This window comes from Priestia sp. SIMBA_032 (assembly GCF_046535215.1).
GTDB classification, from domain to species: domain Bacteria; phylum Bacillota; class Bacilli; order Bacillales; family Bacillaceae_H; genus Priestia; species Priestia aryabhattai.
Genome location: NZ_JAWRXD010000004.1, coordinates 467,962 through 483,883, shown reverse-complemented (window position 1 = coordinate 483,883; position 15,922 = coordinate 467,962). Strand labels below are relative to the sequence as shown.

Sequence of the window (15,922 nt, the reverse complement as noted above, 5' to 3'; positions counted from 1 at the left end):
CTTTTCTTTAGGAATGTTGCTTCACTACGTAATTGACAATTTGTTCGGCTGCTGCAGCCGGGCCAGATGCCTCTTGAAAACTTGCGTTGATTTCTTTAATTCCTTTTTTATAGCGATCGTCGCGGACAACTTCGTCAACGGCACTTCTTAAAAGAGAGGCATTTACCGTTTCTTTTGCTAAGCGATAACCAGCGTTTAGCTCCACGAGCCTTTGAGCAACGATCGGCTGATCTTTGCCATGAGGTAAAACGACTAACGGTACGTTAAAATGAATAGCTTCGTTTACGCTGTTCATGCCTCCGTGAGTGATAAAAGCGTCCGCTTCTTTTAACACGTCAAGCTGAGGAACATAGGGCAAAATAATAAAATGCTCTGGCGCTTTTTTAATTCTTTTAAAATCGGCCCGGTCTCCTGCTGCAATCACAACTTTTCCATCAAAATCACTAAATGCGTCGATGCAAAGGTTGAAAAAGCCTTCTACGTCATGAAGTACCGTTCCCATTGAAATATAAAGAACTTTTTCGTTTTTCAGTTTTTCTAATGGAAAATCATGAGAGCTGTGACGCTTTGGAAAACTTGGCCCAATAAATAAACACGAGTCATCAAAATGTTCATGAAGCGGCTGGAAAAAGCGACTTGTATATACGACCGTTAATTCGCCTTTATTGTTCATAAATTGAAGCAGATTTTTAGGTTCTACGCCAAACTGATTTTTTAGCAAGCTGAGCCCGTACTGAGCTTTTTCGTCAGGTTTAAATGGAACGCCTGAATCCGGATGCAGAGGCATCATTGCTAAGCGTTCTTTCGGCATTAAAAAAGAAGCAGATGAGACAATGCCAGGAATTCGCAAATAATCACGCACTAATTCGCCTGCTCCAAACTTGTCGTAAAACACAAAGTCAAAGTCAATTTTTTTTGATAATGTATGAACAAGCTTCAGCGTATCTAAAGACGTTTGGATGTGGATGTTTAAAAAAACGTTGATCCCTTGAGGAGTTTCAGGCTTGATGGATACACCGCTTAATAAGTCTGGTTGAGTGTGTACGATAGCCCCGGCATTTTCAAGACGCTCTTTGAAACGCCCGGCCGTAACGTAATGAACCGTATCACCTCGGTCTGAAAAAGCTTTTACCATTCCAAGGGTTGGATTTACGTGACCTTCAGCGGGAAAGTTGATCATTAATATGTTTGCCATTTTTTCACTTCACTTTCGGTAAGATTTCTTCAAGCGTAATCAAATATAAGGAAGTTGACAACTAATTTGGTTAGCGCATTTATCTTTTGAAGCCCTGCCTTTGTGTATGAAATGTGAAAAAATATAACTTTTTTCCTAAAAAATAACATAATCAAACGGAGTTTGTGGTAGAATTTTGAGAGCACTAGAGAGAAAGAATCATTTTTGGAGGTTGCTATTTTGAGTACGTTATCAACAAATTCAGAACCAGTTTTAAAGCCTAAAAAGAAAAAAGAGTTTACTTACTTCACGCTGCTTCTATTTATCGTGTTGGGCTTTGGACTGCAGATCATAGCCGGAATTGGAGTAGCTATTTACGATGAAGTTACGGGTTCAAATATGACAGGGATTTTATTAGAAGGACCATATGCTCTGCTCGTAGACGCGGCGTTTTTTCTAGGGGTTGCGGTGCTGTACAGGCCGGTGCGCAGATTTTTAAAACCTATGTGGAACGTCACGGTATTAAAAGAAAGAAAAACGTATGTATATATTTTGGTAGGCTTTTTGATTGTAGCTGCGGTGCAGTACGTGATGCTCTCATTTTTAAGTTTAGAAAGCGCAGATCAGCAGCAAAAAGATTTAAATCAAGGCAGTTTTGATCAAACGCTGCTTTCGAGCTGGATATTTTTTATAAGTGTAGCAGTCATTACGCCTATTAAAGAAGAGCTGCTTTACCGGGGTGTTTTATGTGGTTTTTTAACTAAACGTCATCACGTGCTTGTAGGCATTTTCGTTTCCGCTCTTGTATTCGGTCTTTTACATATTGGTTTCCCAATTACAGCTACTGTAATGGGACTTGTTTTTGCCATTATTTATTATCGAACAAAATCTATTTTCCCATCTATGATTTTACATATGCTATGGAATGGATTAGTGAGTATAACTGTATTCTTTTAAAAGCCGCTTAAGCGGCTTTTTCATTTGGGTAAAGACGCCTGTGTTTCAAAAATAGTATTACCCAAAATGGCTTCATTTATGAAAAGTAAGACTAAAGGCAGGGTAAAACCGTGTTATAATGACCAAGTTAGGCGTTATAATAGACAAAAAACAGCATGATTACAAACAAGTAGATACATAACAAGGTAAGGATGGGAGAGAGATAGATGGCAGACGAATTCAAAAAAATGCTAGAGGACAAAGAAAAGGTACAGCTTATGATCGCAGCCGTTGTCATGCTCGGAGGCCTGGTCGTTTTGTTAAAAAGCGTTGCAACGGGTCAGGCAATGGGCCAAAGATGGCTAGAAAGTAAAGGGAATGTAGACACAGATCTGTATCTTGAAACGGTAAAAAGCTACATACACCTGTATCAAATTGTGGGTGGCGTCATGTTTGGAGGAGGCCTTCTCACGTTACTTCGTGCTAAGCTAAAGAAATAAAACGGCAGCAAAATAAAAGATCATAGTCCAAAAGAAGTGTCATATCTTTTTAATAACTTAAAAAATAGTGAAAAGGAGTTATGTATGAATAATGAAGAAAATACACCGGCTTATCATCTGTTTATGATGATAGGAGCGCTTGCTATGCTGATTTTTGGTGTTGTCGGTTTCTTTATTCAGTATCCTGCTACGTTAAGTTTTGTGATGTGTATTGGCGGAAGCATCATATTTTTGCTGCATTTATTTGAATATATGAAACCTAAAAATGAACTATAGCATCTTCAAACGAGGAAATCTAGAAGCAAAGGAAGATGAGAAATGCAGAAACATCGTACGTACGAAACGCTAGTTGATCTTTATCAAAAAAGCGCAAAAATTCATTATGAAATCGATTATCGAGATAAAAAATCTGTAAAAAAAGGAAATCGAGCTGCAGAAGATATGAAAAAAATTGCGCAGCTCATTCATTTATACTATCCAGGCATGCTGTTTGAATTTTCAACACTGCTGACGAATCCTACTTATCGGATTGACCTATGGGCTGCACATCATATTTTAGAAATTATGAGCTATTCACCAATGCTTGAGGACAACGCGCTTTCCGTCATTGAACGCTACGCCGATGAAAATGATTTTACGGCTTTAGGAAATCGCATGTGGTTAGGTCAGTGGAGAGAAAAACAGCGTTAAAACCCATATAGGCAAACAAGAATAACTAAAAGGAAGATAGGTATATGAGTTTACGTACATTAAAGAATGGTATAGGCGTCACCATTCGAGAAGCAGAATCAAAAGATGCAGAGAAAATGATTGCTTTTTACAATCGAGTGGGAGGAGAAAGTGATTTTCTTTCATTTGGAGAAGGGGAGTTTCTTAGACCAGTTTCAGAGTATGAAGTGTTTTTAGCTTCTGTAAAACAAAAGCAAAATTCTCTTATAGTCGTGGCTGAAAAAGAAGGAGAAATCATTAGTATTGCATCCATCACCTCTTCCCAAAACCCGCGTAATAAGCATGTGGGTACTCTTGGTATCGTGGTAGAGAAATCTTATAGCGGGCTAGGGTTAGGAAGACAGCTAATGATTGAGCTGATTGAATGGGCACGTATGAATAAACAAACAAAAAAAATCGAACTTGTGACGCGAGAAGATAATCAAAGAGCTATTTCTTTATACAAGCAGCTAGGGTTTCAAATAGAAGGATTAAAAGAAAAAGACACCTATATAAATGGCGTGTACTATAATACAATGCTTATGGGGCTTCATTTATAAAAAGAGGCTGGGACAAAAGTATGTTAAGTGAATGAAAATCCGAACGATGAATCGTTCGGATTTATTCATTGTTTTTAGCATCAGCAAATGCACTCATCGCCTCGCTCATGAATTTCGCTAATCCTTTTCCGTAGCGATCGATGTTAGTTGTAAATCGCTCATCTTGCACATACATTTCTCCAAGACCTTTAAAGGCTTCTAATGAATACGTTCCAAAGTTCTCATTTAAAAATTGATACCATGCCGCAATAGCTTTTTGAGCTTCTGTAGAGGATGGTGACAGATCACGAAGCGAAGCTAAGTGAGTGTAGATACTTTCCCATTCGTTTGACATGTGCTGCTGTTCTTCTTGTGAGAAGCTTTGTACTTTTTCATTCGCTTCATCTACCCGCTGGTTTCCCCAGCGCTTCCGTGCTTCTTCTTCGTATGGGTTATGCGAAAAATCCAGTCCTTTAAACCGCTCTTTATCGTTCATTTCAATGGCTCCTTCTTCATATTGAATCGTTTTATTAATGGTTACAATCATTTGATCGAGCCGACTGCGTTTTTCAATCAGCATGTTTTTTTGCAGTATTAGTGCTTCTGTACGATTAAATGTTGGATCTGTGATAATCTCGTGAATTTGTTTTAAAGGGAAGCCAAGTTCTTTAAAAAATAATATTTGCTGAAGCATATCGAGATTAGCCGGTGAATAAAGCCGGTAGCCGGATTCACTAACGGCATCAGGTTTTAATAGCCCGATTTCGTCATAGTGATGGAGCGTGCGGACGCTGATTCCTACTAAGTCAGCAACCTCTTTTACTTTTCTGTTCATCCTTTCATCTCCCTTCTGAAATCTACTATAAAATATAACGCAGCGTAAGAGTCAATACTAAAAAAGAAATAATTGACTTTTAGTTTATATGCATTTATATTTAATTAGCATTAACTATTTATGACATGAAATAAATAAGCAAGCCTGGAGGAATAGATGTGACAAAAAGCAATCAGTATCTTGGAGAGATTCGTTCATCGCTTCAAGTGCTATTTGAAAAAATGCAGCCCGAAATGATGGAGAGCCTAAATGAGCATGAGATGACTCCTACGCAATTATTTGTTCTTTCTTATTTAAAGAAAGTAGGGAGCAGTAAGGTTTCTCAAATTGCAGAGCTAATGGATGTCAAACCGAGCGCCGTGACTCTTTTAGTGGATCGTCTCGAACAGCACAATTTTGTTGTAAGAGAACATAATAAAGAGGACAGACGAGTCGTTGATATTACCTTAACGGAATTTGGGCATCGCAAGCTTGAAGATGTGCTGAATGGTCGAAAAGCCATTATGGACCGCTATCTTTTGCATTTAACAGAAGAAGAGCTTTCTATGATGGCTTCTATTACGAAAAAGCTTGCAACATCAGCTGCTTCTTATAAAGATGAGCGGCAGTAACAAAAAAGAGGAGAGACACACGATGGAAAATCAAAAAAATTCAAAGCGCACGCTTTTATTAATTGGGTTAATTATTGCGATGTTCTTTTCTGCACTTGATGGAACCATTGTCGGAACAGCTATGCCAAGAATCGTAGGAGATCTTGGTGGATTGAGCATGATGACATGGCTGACAACAGCCTATTTATTAACGTCGACAACGGTTGTTCCGATTGCAGGGAAGCTCGCTGATTTAGTAGGACGCAGAGTAATTTATGTGACAGGACTTATTATTTTTATGGTTGCCTCTGCTCTATGTGGAATGGCAAATAACATGACAGAGCTTATTTTATTCCGTGCATTACAAGGAATTGGCGGCGGTGTTATGATGCCGATGGCAATGATTGTAATCGGTGATTTATTTACAGGAAAAGCACGAGCAAAATTTCAAGGAGTATTCGGAGGAATTTACGGTCTTGCTTCTGTCATCGGTCCGCAAATTGGCGGATGGATTGTTGATTCACTGAACTGGAAATGGGTGTTTTACATCAACTTGCCGGTAGGGATACTCGCTACCGTTTTTATTGCACTGGGACTTCAAGGAAAGAAACATACGGGACCTGTGAAATTCGATGTAGCCGGTATGTTCACAATGGTTATCGGAGTAGTAAGTTTGCTTCTTGCCCTGAGCTTTGGAGGAAAAGACTACGACTGGAACTCTTGGCAAATTATTAGTCTATTTACACTTGCTGTTGCTGGGATCATAAGCTTTATTATTGTGGAAACGAAAGCTAAAGAACCGATTCTTCCGATGTATTTATTTAAAAACCGAACGTTTACGCTTTTAAATATCATTGGCTTTTTTATGAGCATTGGTATGTTCGGAGCCATTACGTTTGTTCCGTTCTTTATGCAAGGAATCGTTGGAGTAAGCGCCTCAGAATCAGGTACCATTATGACACCAATGATGATTTCAATGATTGTAACGAGTATTATTGGAGGTCAGCTTGTTTATAAAGTTGGTATCAAGCCTCAAATCGTTACGGGTATGCTCATTATGGCAGGAGGGTTCTTCTTGTTAACAACATTAGACCTGCACACTAGCAAGCTTGTTGCTACTTCTTATATGGCCATAATCGGTTTAGGAATGGGTCTTGTAATGCCAATTTTAACACTTGCTCTTCAAGAAAGCTTTTCAAAAGAAGAGCTGGGTGTGGTGACATCATCAAGTCAATTTTTCCGTTCAATTGGAGGAACGTTCGGTATTACCATTTTAGGAGCGGTAATGAACGCCAAATCAGGTACGCTTCTTACTGACAAACTCGTTCCCTATTTAAACTCATTGCCTGCTCAAGCAAGCGCTTTTGCGGACGGATTCAAAAAAGCGATTGATACGAATCCTGAAAGTGTGCTGCAGATGCTGTTTAGTCCTGAGGCGCTAAAGAGTATCCCAGCTGCGCTTTCAGACAGCATTGTACCCATTTTGAAGACCTCGCTAATGAGCGCATTGCACAGCGTCTTTTTCATGGGCTTAGCTTTTATTATTTTAGGAGCGGTATGTACATTGTTCTTAAGGCAGATCAAGCTTTCAAATAAAAAAGCCGAAGAAAAACCAGAAGAAGGCATTGCTGAAGTAGAGCCATCACATTAAAAAAAGCGCACAAATTTGTGCGCTTTTTTCTATATTAACTGGTTGTTTCATTAGGCTTGCGAAGAAAAGGGGATTGTTTGGACGTGTCATACGAAATTTGATCAAGCAAATACGTTAAATATAAGTTCAATTCAAAACGATCTTCCGACACAAAATCTGTAAGCGCTTGCTTATTATCTTTCCACATGGTAATTCCTCCTTAATTTTACATACTAATGAATGGATTTAATATCAGAAAGCTGAAGGGAAACAACGGCTTCATTTTCGTCTTTTACGGATAGAATTTGCTGATGGAGGTTTAAGTTGTGCACGCGGCCTTTGCACGTTTGCAACGTTCCATCTTTATAGTAAGAAACAGTTATCGTCCCACTTTTCGTTAATTCTCGTAAAAACATTCAAGAAGCCTCCTTAAAAAAGATTACCTGATTTAAAAGCCAGTCCTTTCATTTGAGATGAGCAAAAGGGAATTGTATGTACTGCAAGCTTCCCTTTATATTCTTCAATGTGTATGAATAAATCGAATAAAAGGTTGCTAGCCCACCTATAAACTGTCCTAAATTTCAGAATATACTGTCTTTTCCTAATAGTGTTTTTTAAAAGGATTAATGTTACATTTATTATGTAACATTCTGATGAGAAAGAAAACCGTTTCTACAAAACTTCTCTAAAAATTACAAAATATTCATATTCATGTGAAGGATGTAGAATGAGCAAATATAGAAGTAACTGCGTTTATGAAAAACGTAAACACAACTTCAATTATTAATGATCTTAATACTAATTATCAATTATATGTATTTTACTAATTTATTCTTCTCCGATAAAATGCAGGTAGACGAATTTGATAAGAATTTTCTAATGATTTATATAATTAAATTTGATATAATCTATAGGAATAATAATGTATGAAGGGAAACATCATTGATTAATTAGACACAGGTATTACATGTTGTTGAAGATGATTCGTAAAAGCATACATATTTAAATTATATATTTTGGTGAGGTGGACAGTGTTGCAACTTAAGGTAGTAAACAGCCCTTTTAATCAAGAACAAGCAGATTTGCTTAATCGCCTTCTGCCGACATTAACAGAAGCACAAAAAATGTGGTTGAGCGGTTATTTAACAGCAGCTCAATCTACGTCTGCCGAAGGAACGCCAGACGTTTCTACAGCAGCGTCTGCTCAAACGAAGCAGACAGTTTCAAAAGACGTAACGATTCTTTACGGATCACAAACAGGAAACGCTCAAGGACTTGCTGAAAATACAGGCAAAACGCTTGAAGCAAAAGGCTTTAATGTAACTGTATCTTCTATGAATGATTTCAAACCAAATAATTTAAAGAAACTTGAAAATTTATTAATTGTCGTAAGTACACATGGAGAAGGAGAGCCGCCTGATAATGCGCTATCTTTCCATGAATTTCTTCACGGCCGTCGAGCGCCAAAACTTGAGAACTTCCGTTTCTCTGTTTTATCGCTTGGAGACAGCTCATACGAATTTTTCTGTCAAACAGGAAAAGAATTTGATGTGCGCTTAGCAGAACTTGGCGGTGAAAGACTGTATCCGCGCGTTGACTGTGATTTAGATTTTGAAGAGCCCGCAAATAAATGGCTTAAAGGTGTTATTGACGGATTAAGCGAAGCGAAAGGACACAGCGCTTCGGCAGCTGTTCCAGCGGAAGCTCCTGCAGGGACTTCACCATATTCAAGAACAAATCCTTTTAAAGCAGAAGTGCTTGAGAACTTAAACTTAAACGGCCGCGGATCCAATAAAGAAACGCGACACTTAGAACTATCTCTAGAAGGTTCAGGTTTGACGTATGAACCAGGAGACAGTTTAGGTATTTATCCTGAAAATGACCCGGAGCTTGTTGATCTTCTTCTTAACGAATTCAAGTGGGATGCAAGTGAAAGTGTAACGGTTAATAAAGAAGGAGAAACGCGTCCTCTTAGAGAAGCACTAATCTCTAATTTTGAAATTACCGTTTTAACAAAGCCGCTTTTAAAGCAAGCAGCTGAGCTTACTGGAAACGATAAGTTAAAAGCGCTTGTAGAAAATCGCGAGGAATTAAAAGCATACACACAAGGCCGTGATGTAATTGACTTAGTTCGTGACTTCGGTCCATGGAACGTATCGGCACAAGAGTTTGTAGCCATTTTACGCAAAATGCCAGCGCGCCTTTACTCGATTGCAAGCAGCTTATCAGCAAACCCTGATGAAGTTCATCTAACAATCGGAGCGGTACGCTACGAAGCGCATGGACGCGAGCGTAAAGGTGTTTGTTCAGTCCTGTGTTCAGAACGTTTGCAGCCAGGCGATACGATTCCTGTATACCTTCAAAGCAATAAAAACTTTAAGCTTCCTCAAGATCAAGAAACGCCAATTATTATGGTAGGACCTGGTACAGGTGTGGCTCCGTTCCGCTCATTTATGCAAGAGCGTGAAGAAACAGGGGCAAAAGGCAAGTCATGGATGTTCTTTGGAGATCAGCACTTCGTAACAGACTTCCTTTACCAAACAGAATGGCAAAAGTGGTTAAAAGATGGCGTACTGACAAAAATGGACGTGGCGTTTTCACGCGATACAGAAGAAAAAGTATACGTACAAAACCGTATGCTCGAACATAGTAAAGAATTATTCCAATGGTTAGAAGAAGGCGCATCTTTTTATGTGTGCGGAGATAAAACAAATATGGCACGCGACGTGCACAACACGCTAGTTGAAATTATCGAAACAGAAGGCAAGATGAGCCGTGAACAGGCGGAAGGTTACCTTGCTGAAATGAAGAAACAAAAACGTTATCAGCGTGATGTATACTGAGGATTGAAAGGAGATTTTCAACATGGTAAACAAAATTTTAAAAGCGCCCGAAGGTCCTCCAAGTGACGTTGAGCGCATAAAAGATGAAAGTAATTATTTGCGCGGTACATTAGGAGAAACAATGCTCGACCGCATCAGCTCAGGTATTTCTGAAGACGATAATCGTTTGATGAAGTTCCACGGAAGCTACTTGCAAGATGACCGAGATCTTCGTAACGAACGCCAAAAACAAAAGCTAGAGCCAGCTTACCAATTCATGCTTCGCGTCCGTACGCCAGGCGGTGTTTCAACACCAGAACAGTGGCTGGTGATGGATGATTTAGCACAAAAATACGGAAATGGAACGTTAAAGCTGACGACTCGTCAGGCATTTCAAATGCACGGCATTTTAAAGTGGAACATGAAGAAAACGATTCAAGAAATTCATGCTTCGTTATTAGATACAATTGCAGCTTGCGGAGATGTAAACCGTAACGTAATGTGCAATCCGAATCCGTATCAGTCAGAAGTACACGCTGAAGTATTCGAATGGTCAAAAAAATTAAGTGATTATTTATTGCCTCGTACAAGAGCGTACCACGAACTTTGGCTAGATGAAGAGAAAGTGATCAGCACACCGGAAGTGGAAGAAGAAGTGGAACCAATGTATGGTCCGCTCTATTTGCCAAGAAAGTTCAAAATTGGCGTAGCTGTTCCACCTTCTAACGATATTGACGTGTATTCACAAGACCTTGGCTTTATTGCCATTTTAGAAGACGAGAAACTTGTTGGGTTTAACGTAGCAATCGGCGGCGGTATGGGTATGACGCACGGAGATAAAGCAACTTACCCTCAGCTTGCAAAAGTGATTGGGTTCTGTCGACCTGATCAAATTCTAGAAGTAGCTGAAAAAATCATTACGATTCAACGTGATTATGGAAACCGCTCTGTACGTAAAAACGCGCGTTTTAAATACACGGTTGATCGTCTTGGATTAGAAACGGTAAAAGAAGAGCTTGAAAATCGTCTGGGCTGGAGCTTAGACGAAGCAAAATCTTATCACTTTGATCATAACGGCGATCGCTACGGCTGGGAAAAAGGTGTAAAAGGAAAATGGCACTTTACTCTTTTTGTTCAAGGTGGACGTATTGCTGACTTTGAAGACTATAAGCTTATGACGGGTCTTCGTGAAATTGCAAAAGTTCATAGCGGTGATTTCCGTTTAACGGCCAATCAAAATTTAATTATCGCGAACGTATCCACTCAAAATAAAAAGCAAATTAGTGACCTTATCGAACAATATGGATTAACTGACGGCAAGCATTATTCGGCTCTTCGCCGCAGTTCATTAGCTTGCGTATCGCTTCCGACTTGTGGGCTTGCGATGGCAGAAGCTGAGCGTTATCTTCCAGTTCTTGTTGAGAAAATCGAAGCAATTGTAGATGAAAACGGCCTTCGCGATAAAGAAATCACTATTCGTATGACGGGCTGTCCTAACGGCTGTGCACGTCCTGCTTTAGGTGAAATTGCTTTTATCGGTAAAGCACCGGGCAAATACAATATGTATCTTGGAGCAGCATTTGACGGCAGCCGCTTAAGCAAAATGTACCGTGAAAATATCAGTGAAGAAGAAATTTTAAATGAACTGCGCGTCTTACTTCCTCGCTATGCAAAAGAAAGAGAAGAAGGCGAGCACTTTGGTGACTTTGTCATCCGCGCTGGTGTAATCGAAGCTGTAACAGACGGCACGAATTTCCACGCGTAATATGTATAAAGGGACTTTTCTAACTTACAGAAAAGTCCCTTTTGCTATTTTAATATTCTCTAACAAATACAGCTACTCCAAATACCCCTAATCTTTCAGCAGTAATTTGTTCAAAGCCGTTGTCAAGTAAACAATGAGCTGCAGTGCGGTAGCGCTGACCTTGAGCTAACAAGCGTCCGCAAGGATTTACGCGGCCAATTACCGTTGCTTCTACGATGGTACGAGGAGCTTGTCTATCCAAAGGATTTCGCTCCCACAGAATTGTCACCACATCCGGAGGACGCGGAATAGATACATTACCTGTGTGTTCATGCATAGCCATCACCTCCTTACCCTATAGTAAATGTAAAAAATGACAGACTGCTTGTACACACGGTGATTTTTAGTGGAAAAGGCGTTTGACTATGCCTAACTTAACCAATTTCATAGTAATGAGGTGATGAATAGAAACGGCTGGTAGAAAAAAAGAATGCTATAATGTAAAAGAAAGGAATTTTTATCAAGGAGGGAGAAACATGCAGCAAAAACGAGTAGCGGTTATTACAGGGGGAGCAAGCGGAATTGGCAAAGAAACTGCCTTAAAGTTTGCGCAAAAAGGAGACGCGGTGGTCATTGCTGATTATGATGAAGGAAAAGGAAAAGAGACGCTTCAACAAATTGAAGCAGCTGGAGGCAGTGCTTTATTTGTACAAACGGACGTCACAAAGTTTGAAGAAGTGGAAGCACTGATTGAGGAAACGGTGAACAAATTTGGAGGAATTGATGTGATGTTTAACAATGCAGGGATTGGACGGCCCACATCTGTTTTAGATCAAGACTTAGAAGAATATCACCGTATTATTAATGTGAATCAGCACGGCGTTACATATGGGATTATGGCAGCGGGCAGGAAAATGAGAGAGTTAGGTATTAAAGGCGTCATTATCAATACGGCATCTATTTTTAGCTTCTTAGCTTCACCCGGTACCTATGCCTATCACGCAACAAAAGGAGCTGTTGTGATGATGACAAAATCAGCTGCGCTAGATCTCGCTAAATATGGTATTCGCGTCGTCGCCGTTGCTCCAGGGTTTGTTGATACGCCCATTATTCAAGGCTATAAAGACAACGGTATGATTGAAGGAATGAAAGCGAAAACGATGAGCAGAAAGCTCACTACACCAAAACAAATTGCAGATATGATTTATTTGCTTTCATTAGAAGAAGCGGGAGCTGTAAACGGCAGCGTCATCATGGCTGATGATGGGTATGCAGCATTTAAATAAAATAAAAAAGGATTCTTTTTAAGAAAAGAATCCTTTTTTTACTATGTAGGAGGCAGGGAGCTATAAACAAACGTATCGTGAGCTTTTCCGTTTTGACACATATAGTTTTTTAACACGCCTTCTTGTTGAAACCCGAGTTTTTCAAGCACGTGCTGAGATGCCTTGTTTTTAAGAAACACAACAGCTCCAATTCGCACTAGCTGAAGGGTATCAAATCCATAAGCCATAACAGCCGAAGCAGCTTCCGAAGCATAGCCGTGCCCCCAGTGCTTAGGGTGTAGCTCATAGCCAATTTCTGCCCGCTTATGCTTTTGGTTCCACTGATTAAACCCGACTGTCCCCATTAATTCCCCCGTATCGAGCCGTTCAATTCCCCAGCGCAAACCTTTTTGATTTCTGTAATTCTCAGCAAAAATATCAATCAGATGCAAAGCTTCTTGGAAAGTTGTTAATTTTTCTTGCCCGTAATATCTAATAACTTCTTTCTGAGAGAAGCAGTCAAAGATAGTATCTGCATCGACTTCTGTTATTTCACGCAGTGTAGTGCGAGGTGTATGAAGAATAGGAAACATACTTTTCTCCTTTCTATTTTATATAGAAAGATTTCGTCAGCTCAGAGAAAATACCTTTTATTTTATTTTTCTCTTATAAATTAAGTGGAAATACAAGCTAAACGACTGAGAAAAAGACAGGAAAAACTTCTAAATAACGCAAACAGTTGCTACGTACTAGCACTAAAAACAGTATACTACAAAAACAAATAGAGCTAGCTGCACGTAGAGCAGCTAGCTTTCCTGTAGGAAAGAACCTATTTTTTAGTTAACTGATTACGATCTTCAATTTGAGGAGGCTCTTCAAGCCATCCGTTTTGAATCATGACTTTACCGCCTTCTTTTGCCAAACTGTAAATGTCTTTTGCAAGCTGGAGCATCTTTAATGGCAAATCACTTCTTAAACTAAAGGCTCCTCCTAAAGCGTTACTCCCCAGACCGAACGTACTCAAAAGACTCGTATTGTACATCATCAGCTTGTCTGAAAAAGGAGGAACAGTTGAATTCGTCGCTTTTCCGGCATGAGTAGCCGGAGGTTCTATATAGCTATGGCGTAAAATATCACCTAGTTCTGTTTCAATTTTCTTCGAAAGCTTCATACCCCTGACAAAATGCTGCTGTGCCTCTTTGTTGTTGGCCACTTGAGCAAAACCAATCATCAGCTGCATTCCTACAAGATTTGTATCAACAGCATGTTGAATAAGTGACACTTCAATGGTATTCAACGATCTTTTTTCGCTAAACCAGCTCAATCCGCCTATATAATTTTGCGCATGGACAAAATGGATTTCCTTAGGCATAGAAACGTATGGGGGTTTTGCGATGACACCCGTTTCTAACAATACTTGTGTGGATTGATTGTATATGTCCTGTGCTTCTGCTGTTGCCTCTACGAAGAAATTCCGGATATCTTCTCGGTAAGACATGGTCGAATGCAAAGCAAACAGTCCTGTTTCAATTTGAGACATTAAGCGTATATACATGACTTCGAACATATGGTCGTATAGCTTAGGAACTCCTACATTCACGTCATCTTTCGTAAAACCAATTGGGATAACAGCGCCTTCATTCTCAAATATTTCTTTAATTTGCGCTACACTTTTTAAAGATCGGCTGTAATATAGCTCAAAAAGTTCTTTGTAATCCTGTTTATCTTCCAGAAAATATTCTAAAAACCTCAAAATCATCGTTTTTTCCTGATAAGTCATCCATAAGTTAGCAAGCTCTGAGGACGTGAGCGGCGGAAGTTTTGATGTGCTCATTGTACACATTCCTCCTGAAAATAGTGATAGGTAAATATGTATAGCTTCCTTAGTATTTCTTTTATTTATAGGAATATTCTTCTTTTTAATTTATTGAAAGACCTCAGTTGCAGTTATTATAGTAAGATAATTGAAGGAAATAAACCTTACCAACAAGTCAGTTGTATGATAACTGATATGAATAAAACTAAGTTTTTATATTACTTTAAATAATTTGACAATTGGTGTTATTCTTACTATTATGGAAACATAAGTTTTACATATATTGCTAGAGTTCAGCAATAAATTCTAGCAGCACCATAAGTAAGGAGCTTACGATGAAGCACATTGTCCAAGCAACAGATCATCCTAGAACGAAAGATACATTAAAAGAAGATTTACGCAGGTTAGGCATAACAAAAGGGATGACTATCACGGTTCATTCTTCGCTATCTTCATTAGGGTGGGTAAACGGAGGTTCAGTAGCCGTTGTTCAAGCTTTAATGGAGACAGTGACAGAGGAAGGAACGATCGTGATGCCGTCACAGTCGGTCGATCTTTCGGATCCATCAGAATGGAATAATCCGTCTGTGCCAAAAGAGTGGTGGGAAACTATTCGGGAAACGATGCCTGCATATGATCCAGCTCATACACCAACAAGCGGGATGGGACAAATCGTGGAAACTTTTCGAACATATCCTGGCGTAAGAAGAAGCAGCCATCCAATGTATTCATTCGTCGCTTGGGGAAAGGACAGCGAAGACATCTTAAGAGATCATCCTCTTGAATTTAGTTTAGGCGAAAATTCTCCTCTTGAAAGGCTTTACAAAAAACATGCCTTTGTTTTATTATTAGGTGTCGGGTTTGGAAATAATACTTCTTTTCATCTAGCAGAATATCGGATTCCATATCGAAACGTGATTCAAAAAGGGTCTCCAGTTATGGATTCAGGAAAGCGAGTATGGAAGACGTATAAAGAATTAGAGTTTCGAGAAGAGCTGTTTGAAGAGATAGGTGAAGCGTTTATTGAAGCAAAAAGAATAAAAGCTGAAAAAATCGGTTCAGTATGTGCATACTTCTTTTCAATGCCTAAAGCCGTCGATTTTGCTGAAACGTATTTGAAAGCGCTATAGTGAGCGCTTGTATGCTTTCTAAGTTGTCTGTATATCAGACAACTTGAAGTGAGACAAACAAGAGTCCCGCCGCCTCTAGACTTTATATTAACAAAGCGCAGCCGTCGTTTAAGCAAGATAGTTTACTTTTTATGTTTCTTGTTTCATAATGGCACTTGTCTGTGAATTTATTCGGTCAGGTTGTCTTACAATTATGGAGATAAAAAGCAAGTGTTAAATAAATTCATTAAAAA

At 39.3% G+C, this 15,922-nt stretch carries 18 protein-coding genes; 11 read left to right on the top strand and 7 right to left on the bottom strand.

Annotated features, from left to right (window positions below; all coding sequences use genetic code 11):
• Positions 1-7 precede the first annotated feature (7 nt).
• Complete coding sequence (locus SB717_RS16780; RefSeq protein WP_410904247.1) at positions 8-1,195, bottom strand: macrolide family glycosyltransferase; 1,188 nt, start codon at positions 1,193-1,195, stop codon at positions 8-10.
• Positions 1,196-1,414: 219 nt separating this feature from the next.
• On the opposite strand from SB717_RS16780, the gene SB717_RS16775 reads away from it, so the two are divergent.
• From SB717_RS16775 to SB717_RS16755, 5 genes are all read left to right on the top strand, one after another.
• Positions 1,415-2,131 (top strand): CPBP family intramembrane glutamic endopeptidase, encoded by a 717-nt coding sequence (locus SB717_RS16775; RefSeq protein ID WP_264135302.1) that lies wholly within the window; start codon positions 1,415-1,417, stop codon positions 2,129-2,131.
• Between the two features lie 206 nt (positions 2,132-2,337).
• Positions 2,338-2,610: a hypothetical protein gene (locus tag SB717_RS16770; protein ID WP_074680132.1), complete on the top strand. Its 273-nt coding sequence runs from the start codon at positions 2,338-2,340 to the stop codon at positions 2,608-2,610.
• Positions 2,611-2,694: 84 nt separating this feature from the next.
• Entirely contained in the window at positions 2,695-2,886 is a 192-nt protein-coding gene (locus SB717_RS16765; protein ID WP_014459359.1) for a hypothetical protein, read from the top strand.
• A 42-nt stretch (positions 2,887-2,928) separates the two neighbouring features.
• Positions 2,929-3,300: a hypothetical protein gene (locus tag SB717_RS16760; RefSeq protein ID WP_013083874.1), complete on the top strand. Its 372-nt coding sequence runs from the start codon at positions 2,929-2,931 to the stop codon at positions 3,298-3,300.
• 44 nt (positions 3,301-3,344) lie between these two features.
• Positions 3,345-3,878: a GNAT family N-acetyltransferase gene (locus SB717_RS16755; RefSeq protein ID WP_074680137.1), complete on the top strand. Its 534-nt coding sequence runs from the start codon at positions 3,345-3,347 to the stop codon at positions 3,876-3,878.
• A gap of 61 nt (positions 3,879-3,939) precedes the next feature.
• Here SB717_RS16755 and SB717_RS16750 read toward each other — a convergent pair whose 3' ends face one another.
• Positions 3,940-4,692 (bottom strand): MerR family transcriptional regulator, encoded by a 753-nt coding sequence (locus tag SB717_RS16750; protein WP_410904246.1) that lies wholly within the window; start codon positions 4,690-4,692, stop codon positions 3,940-3,942.
• A 158-nt stretch (positions 4,693-4,850) separates the two neighbouring features.
• On the opposite strand from SB717_RS16750, the gene SB717_RS16745 reads away from it, so the two are divergent.
• Together SB717_RS16745 and SB717_RS16740 are read left to right on the top strand one after the other, a co-directional pair.
• A complete protein-coding gene (locus SB717_RS16745; protein WP_029714388.1) occupies positions 4,851-5,303 on the top strand; it encodes a MarR family winged helix-turn-helix transcriptional regulator in 453 nt (150 codons plus the stop codon).
• A gap of 22 nt (positions 5,304-5,325) precedes the next feature.
• Positions 5,326-6,933, top strand: a complete 1,608-nt coding sequence (locus SB717_RS16740) for an MDR family MFS transporter (RefSeq protein WP_074680144.1) — start codon at positions 5,326-5,328, stop codon at positions 6,931-6,933.
• 34 nt (positions 6,934-6,967) lie between these two features.
• Here SB717_RS16740 and SB717_RS16735 read toward each other — a convergent pair whose 3' ends face one another.
• Entirely contained in the window at positions 6,968-7,120 is a 153-nt protein-coding gene (locus tag SB717_RS16735) for a hypothetical protein (protein WP_013057796.1), read from the bottom strand.
• Positions 7,121-7,145: 25 nt separating this feature from the next.
• Positions 7,146-7,328 carry a YolD-like family protein gene (locus tag SB717_RS16730; RefSeq protein ID WP_013057795.1) on the bottom strand — a complete coding sequence of 61 codons (183 nt, stop codon included), beginning with the start codon at positions 7,326-7,328 and terminating at the stop codon, positions 7,146-7,148.
• Between the two features lie 618 nt (positions 7,329-7,946).
• On the opposite strand from SB717_RS16730, the gene SB717_RS16725 reads away from it, so the two are divergent.
• Positions 7,947-9,755: an assimilatory sulfite reductase (NADPH) flavoprotein subunit gene (locus tag SB717_RS16725; RefSeq protein WP_029714423.1), complete on the top strand. Its 1,809-nt coding sequence runs from the start codon at positions 7,947-7,949 to the stop codon at positions 9,753-9,755.
• 22 nt (positions 9,756-9,777) lie between these two features.
• A complete protein-coding gene (gene cysI / locus SB717_RS16720; RefSeq protein WP_029714424.1) occupies positions 9,778-11,499 on the top strand; it encodes an assimilatory sulfite reductase (NADPH) hemoprotein subunit in 1,722 nt (573 codons plus the stop codon).
• A 49-nt stretch (positions 11,500-11,548) separates the two neighbouring features.
• On the opposite strand, the gene SB717_RS16715 is transcribed toward cysI, so the two are convergent.
• Complete coding sequence (locus SB717_RS16715) at positions 11,549-11,815, bottom strand: hypothetical protein (RefSeq protein WP_074680150.1); 267 nt, start codon at positions 11,813-11,815, stop codon at positions 11,549-11,551.
• Positions 11,816-12,014: 199 nt separating this feature from the next.
• On the opposite strand from SB717_RS16715, the gene SB717_RS16710 reads away from it, so the two are divergent.
• Positions 12,015-12,764 (top strand): SDR family NAD(P)-dependent oxidoreductase, encoded by a 750-nt coding sequence (locus tag SB717_RS16710; protein WP_410904245.1) that lies wholly within the window; start codon positions 12,015-12,017, stop codon positions 12,762-12,764.
• Positions 12,765-12,805: 41 nt separating this feature from the next.
• Here SB717_RS16710 and SB717_RS16705 read toward each other — a convergent pair whose 3' ends face one another.
• Positions 12,806-13,336: a GNAT family N-acetyltransferase gene (locus tag SB717_RS16705; protein WP_410904244.1), complete on the bottom strand. Its 531-nt coding sequence runs from the start codon at positions 13,334-13,336 to the stop codon at positions 12,806-12,808.
• Between the two features lie 236 nt (positions 13,337-13,572).
• Positions 13,573-14,577: a DUF3231 family protein gene (locus SB717_RS16700; protein ID WP_410904243.1), complete on the bottom strand. Its 1,005-nt coding sequence runs from the start codon at positions 14,575-14,577 to the stop codon at positions 13,573-13,575.
• 317 nt (positions 14,578-14,894) lie between these two features.
• Between SB717_RS16700 and SB717_RS16695 the strand changes: the two genes are divergently transcribed.
• A complete protein-coding gene (locus SB717_RS16695; RefSeq protein ID WP_410904242.1) occupies positions 14,895-15,689 on the top strand; it encodes an AAC(3) family N-acetyltransferase in 795 nt (264 codons plus the stop codon).
• Positions 15,690-15,922: the final 233 nt, after the last annotated feature.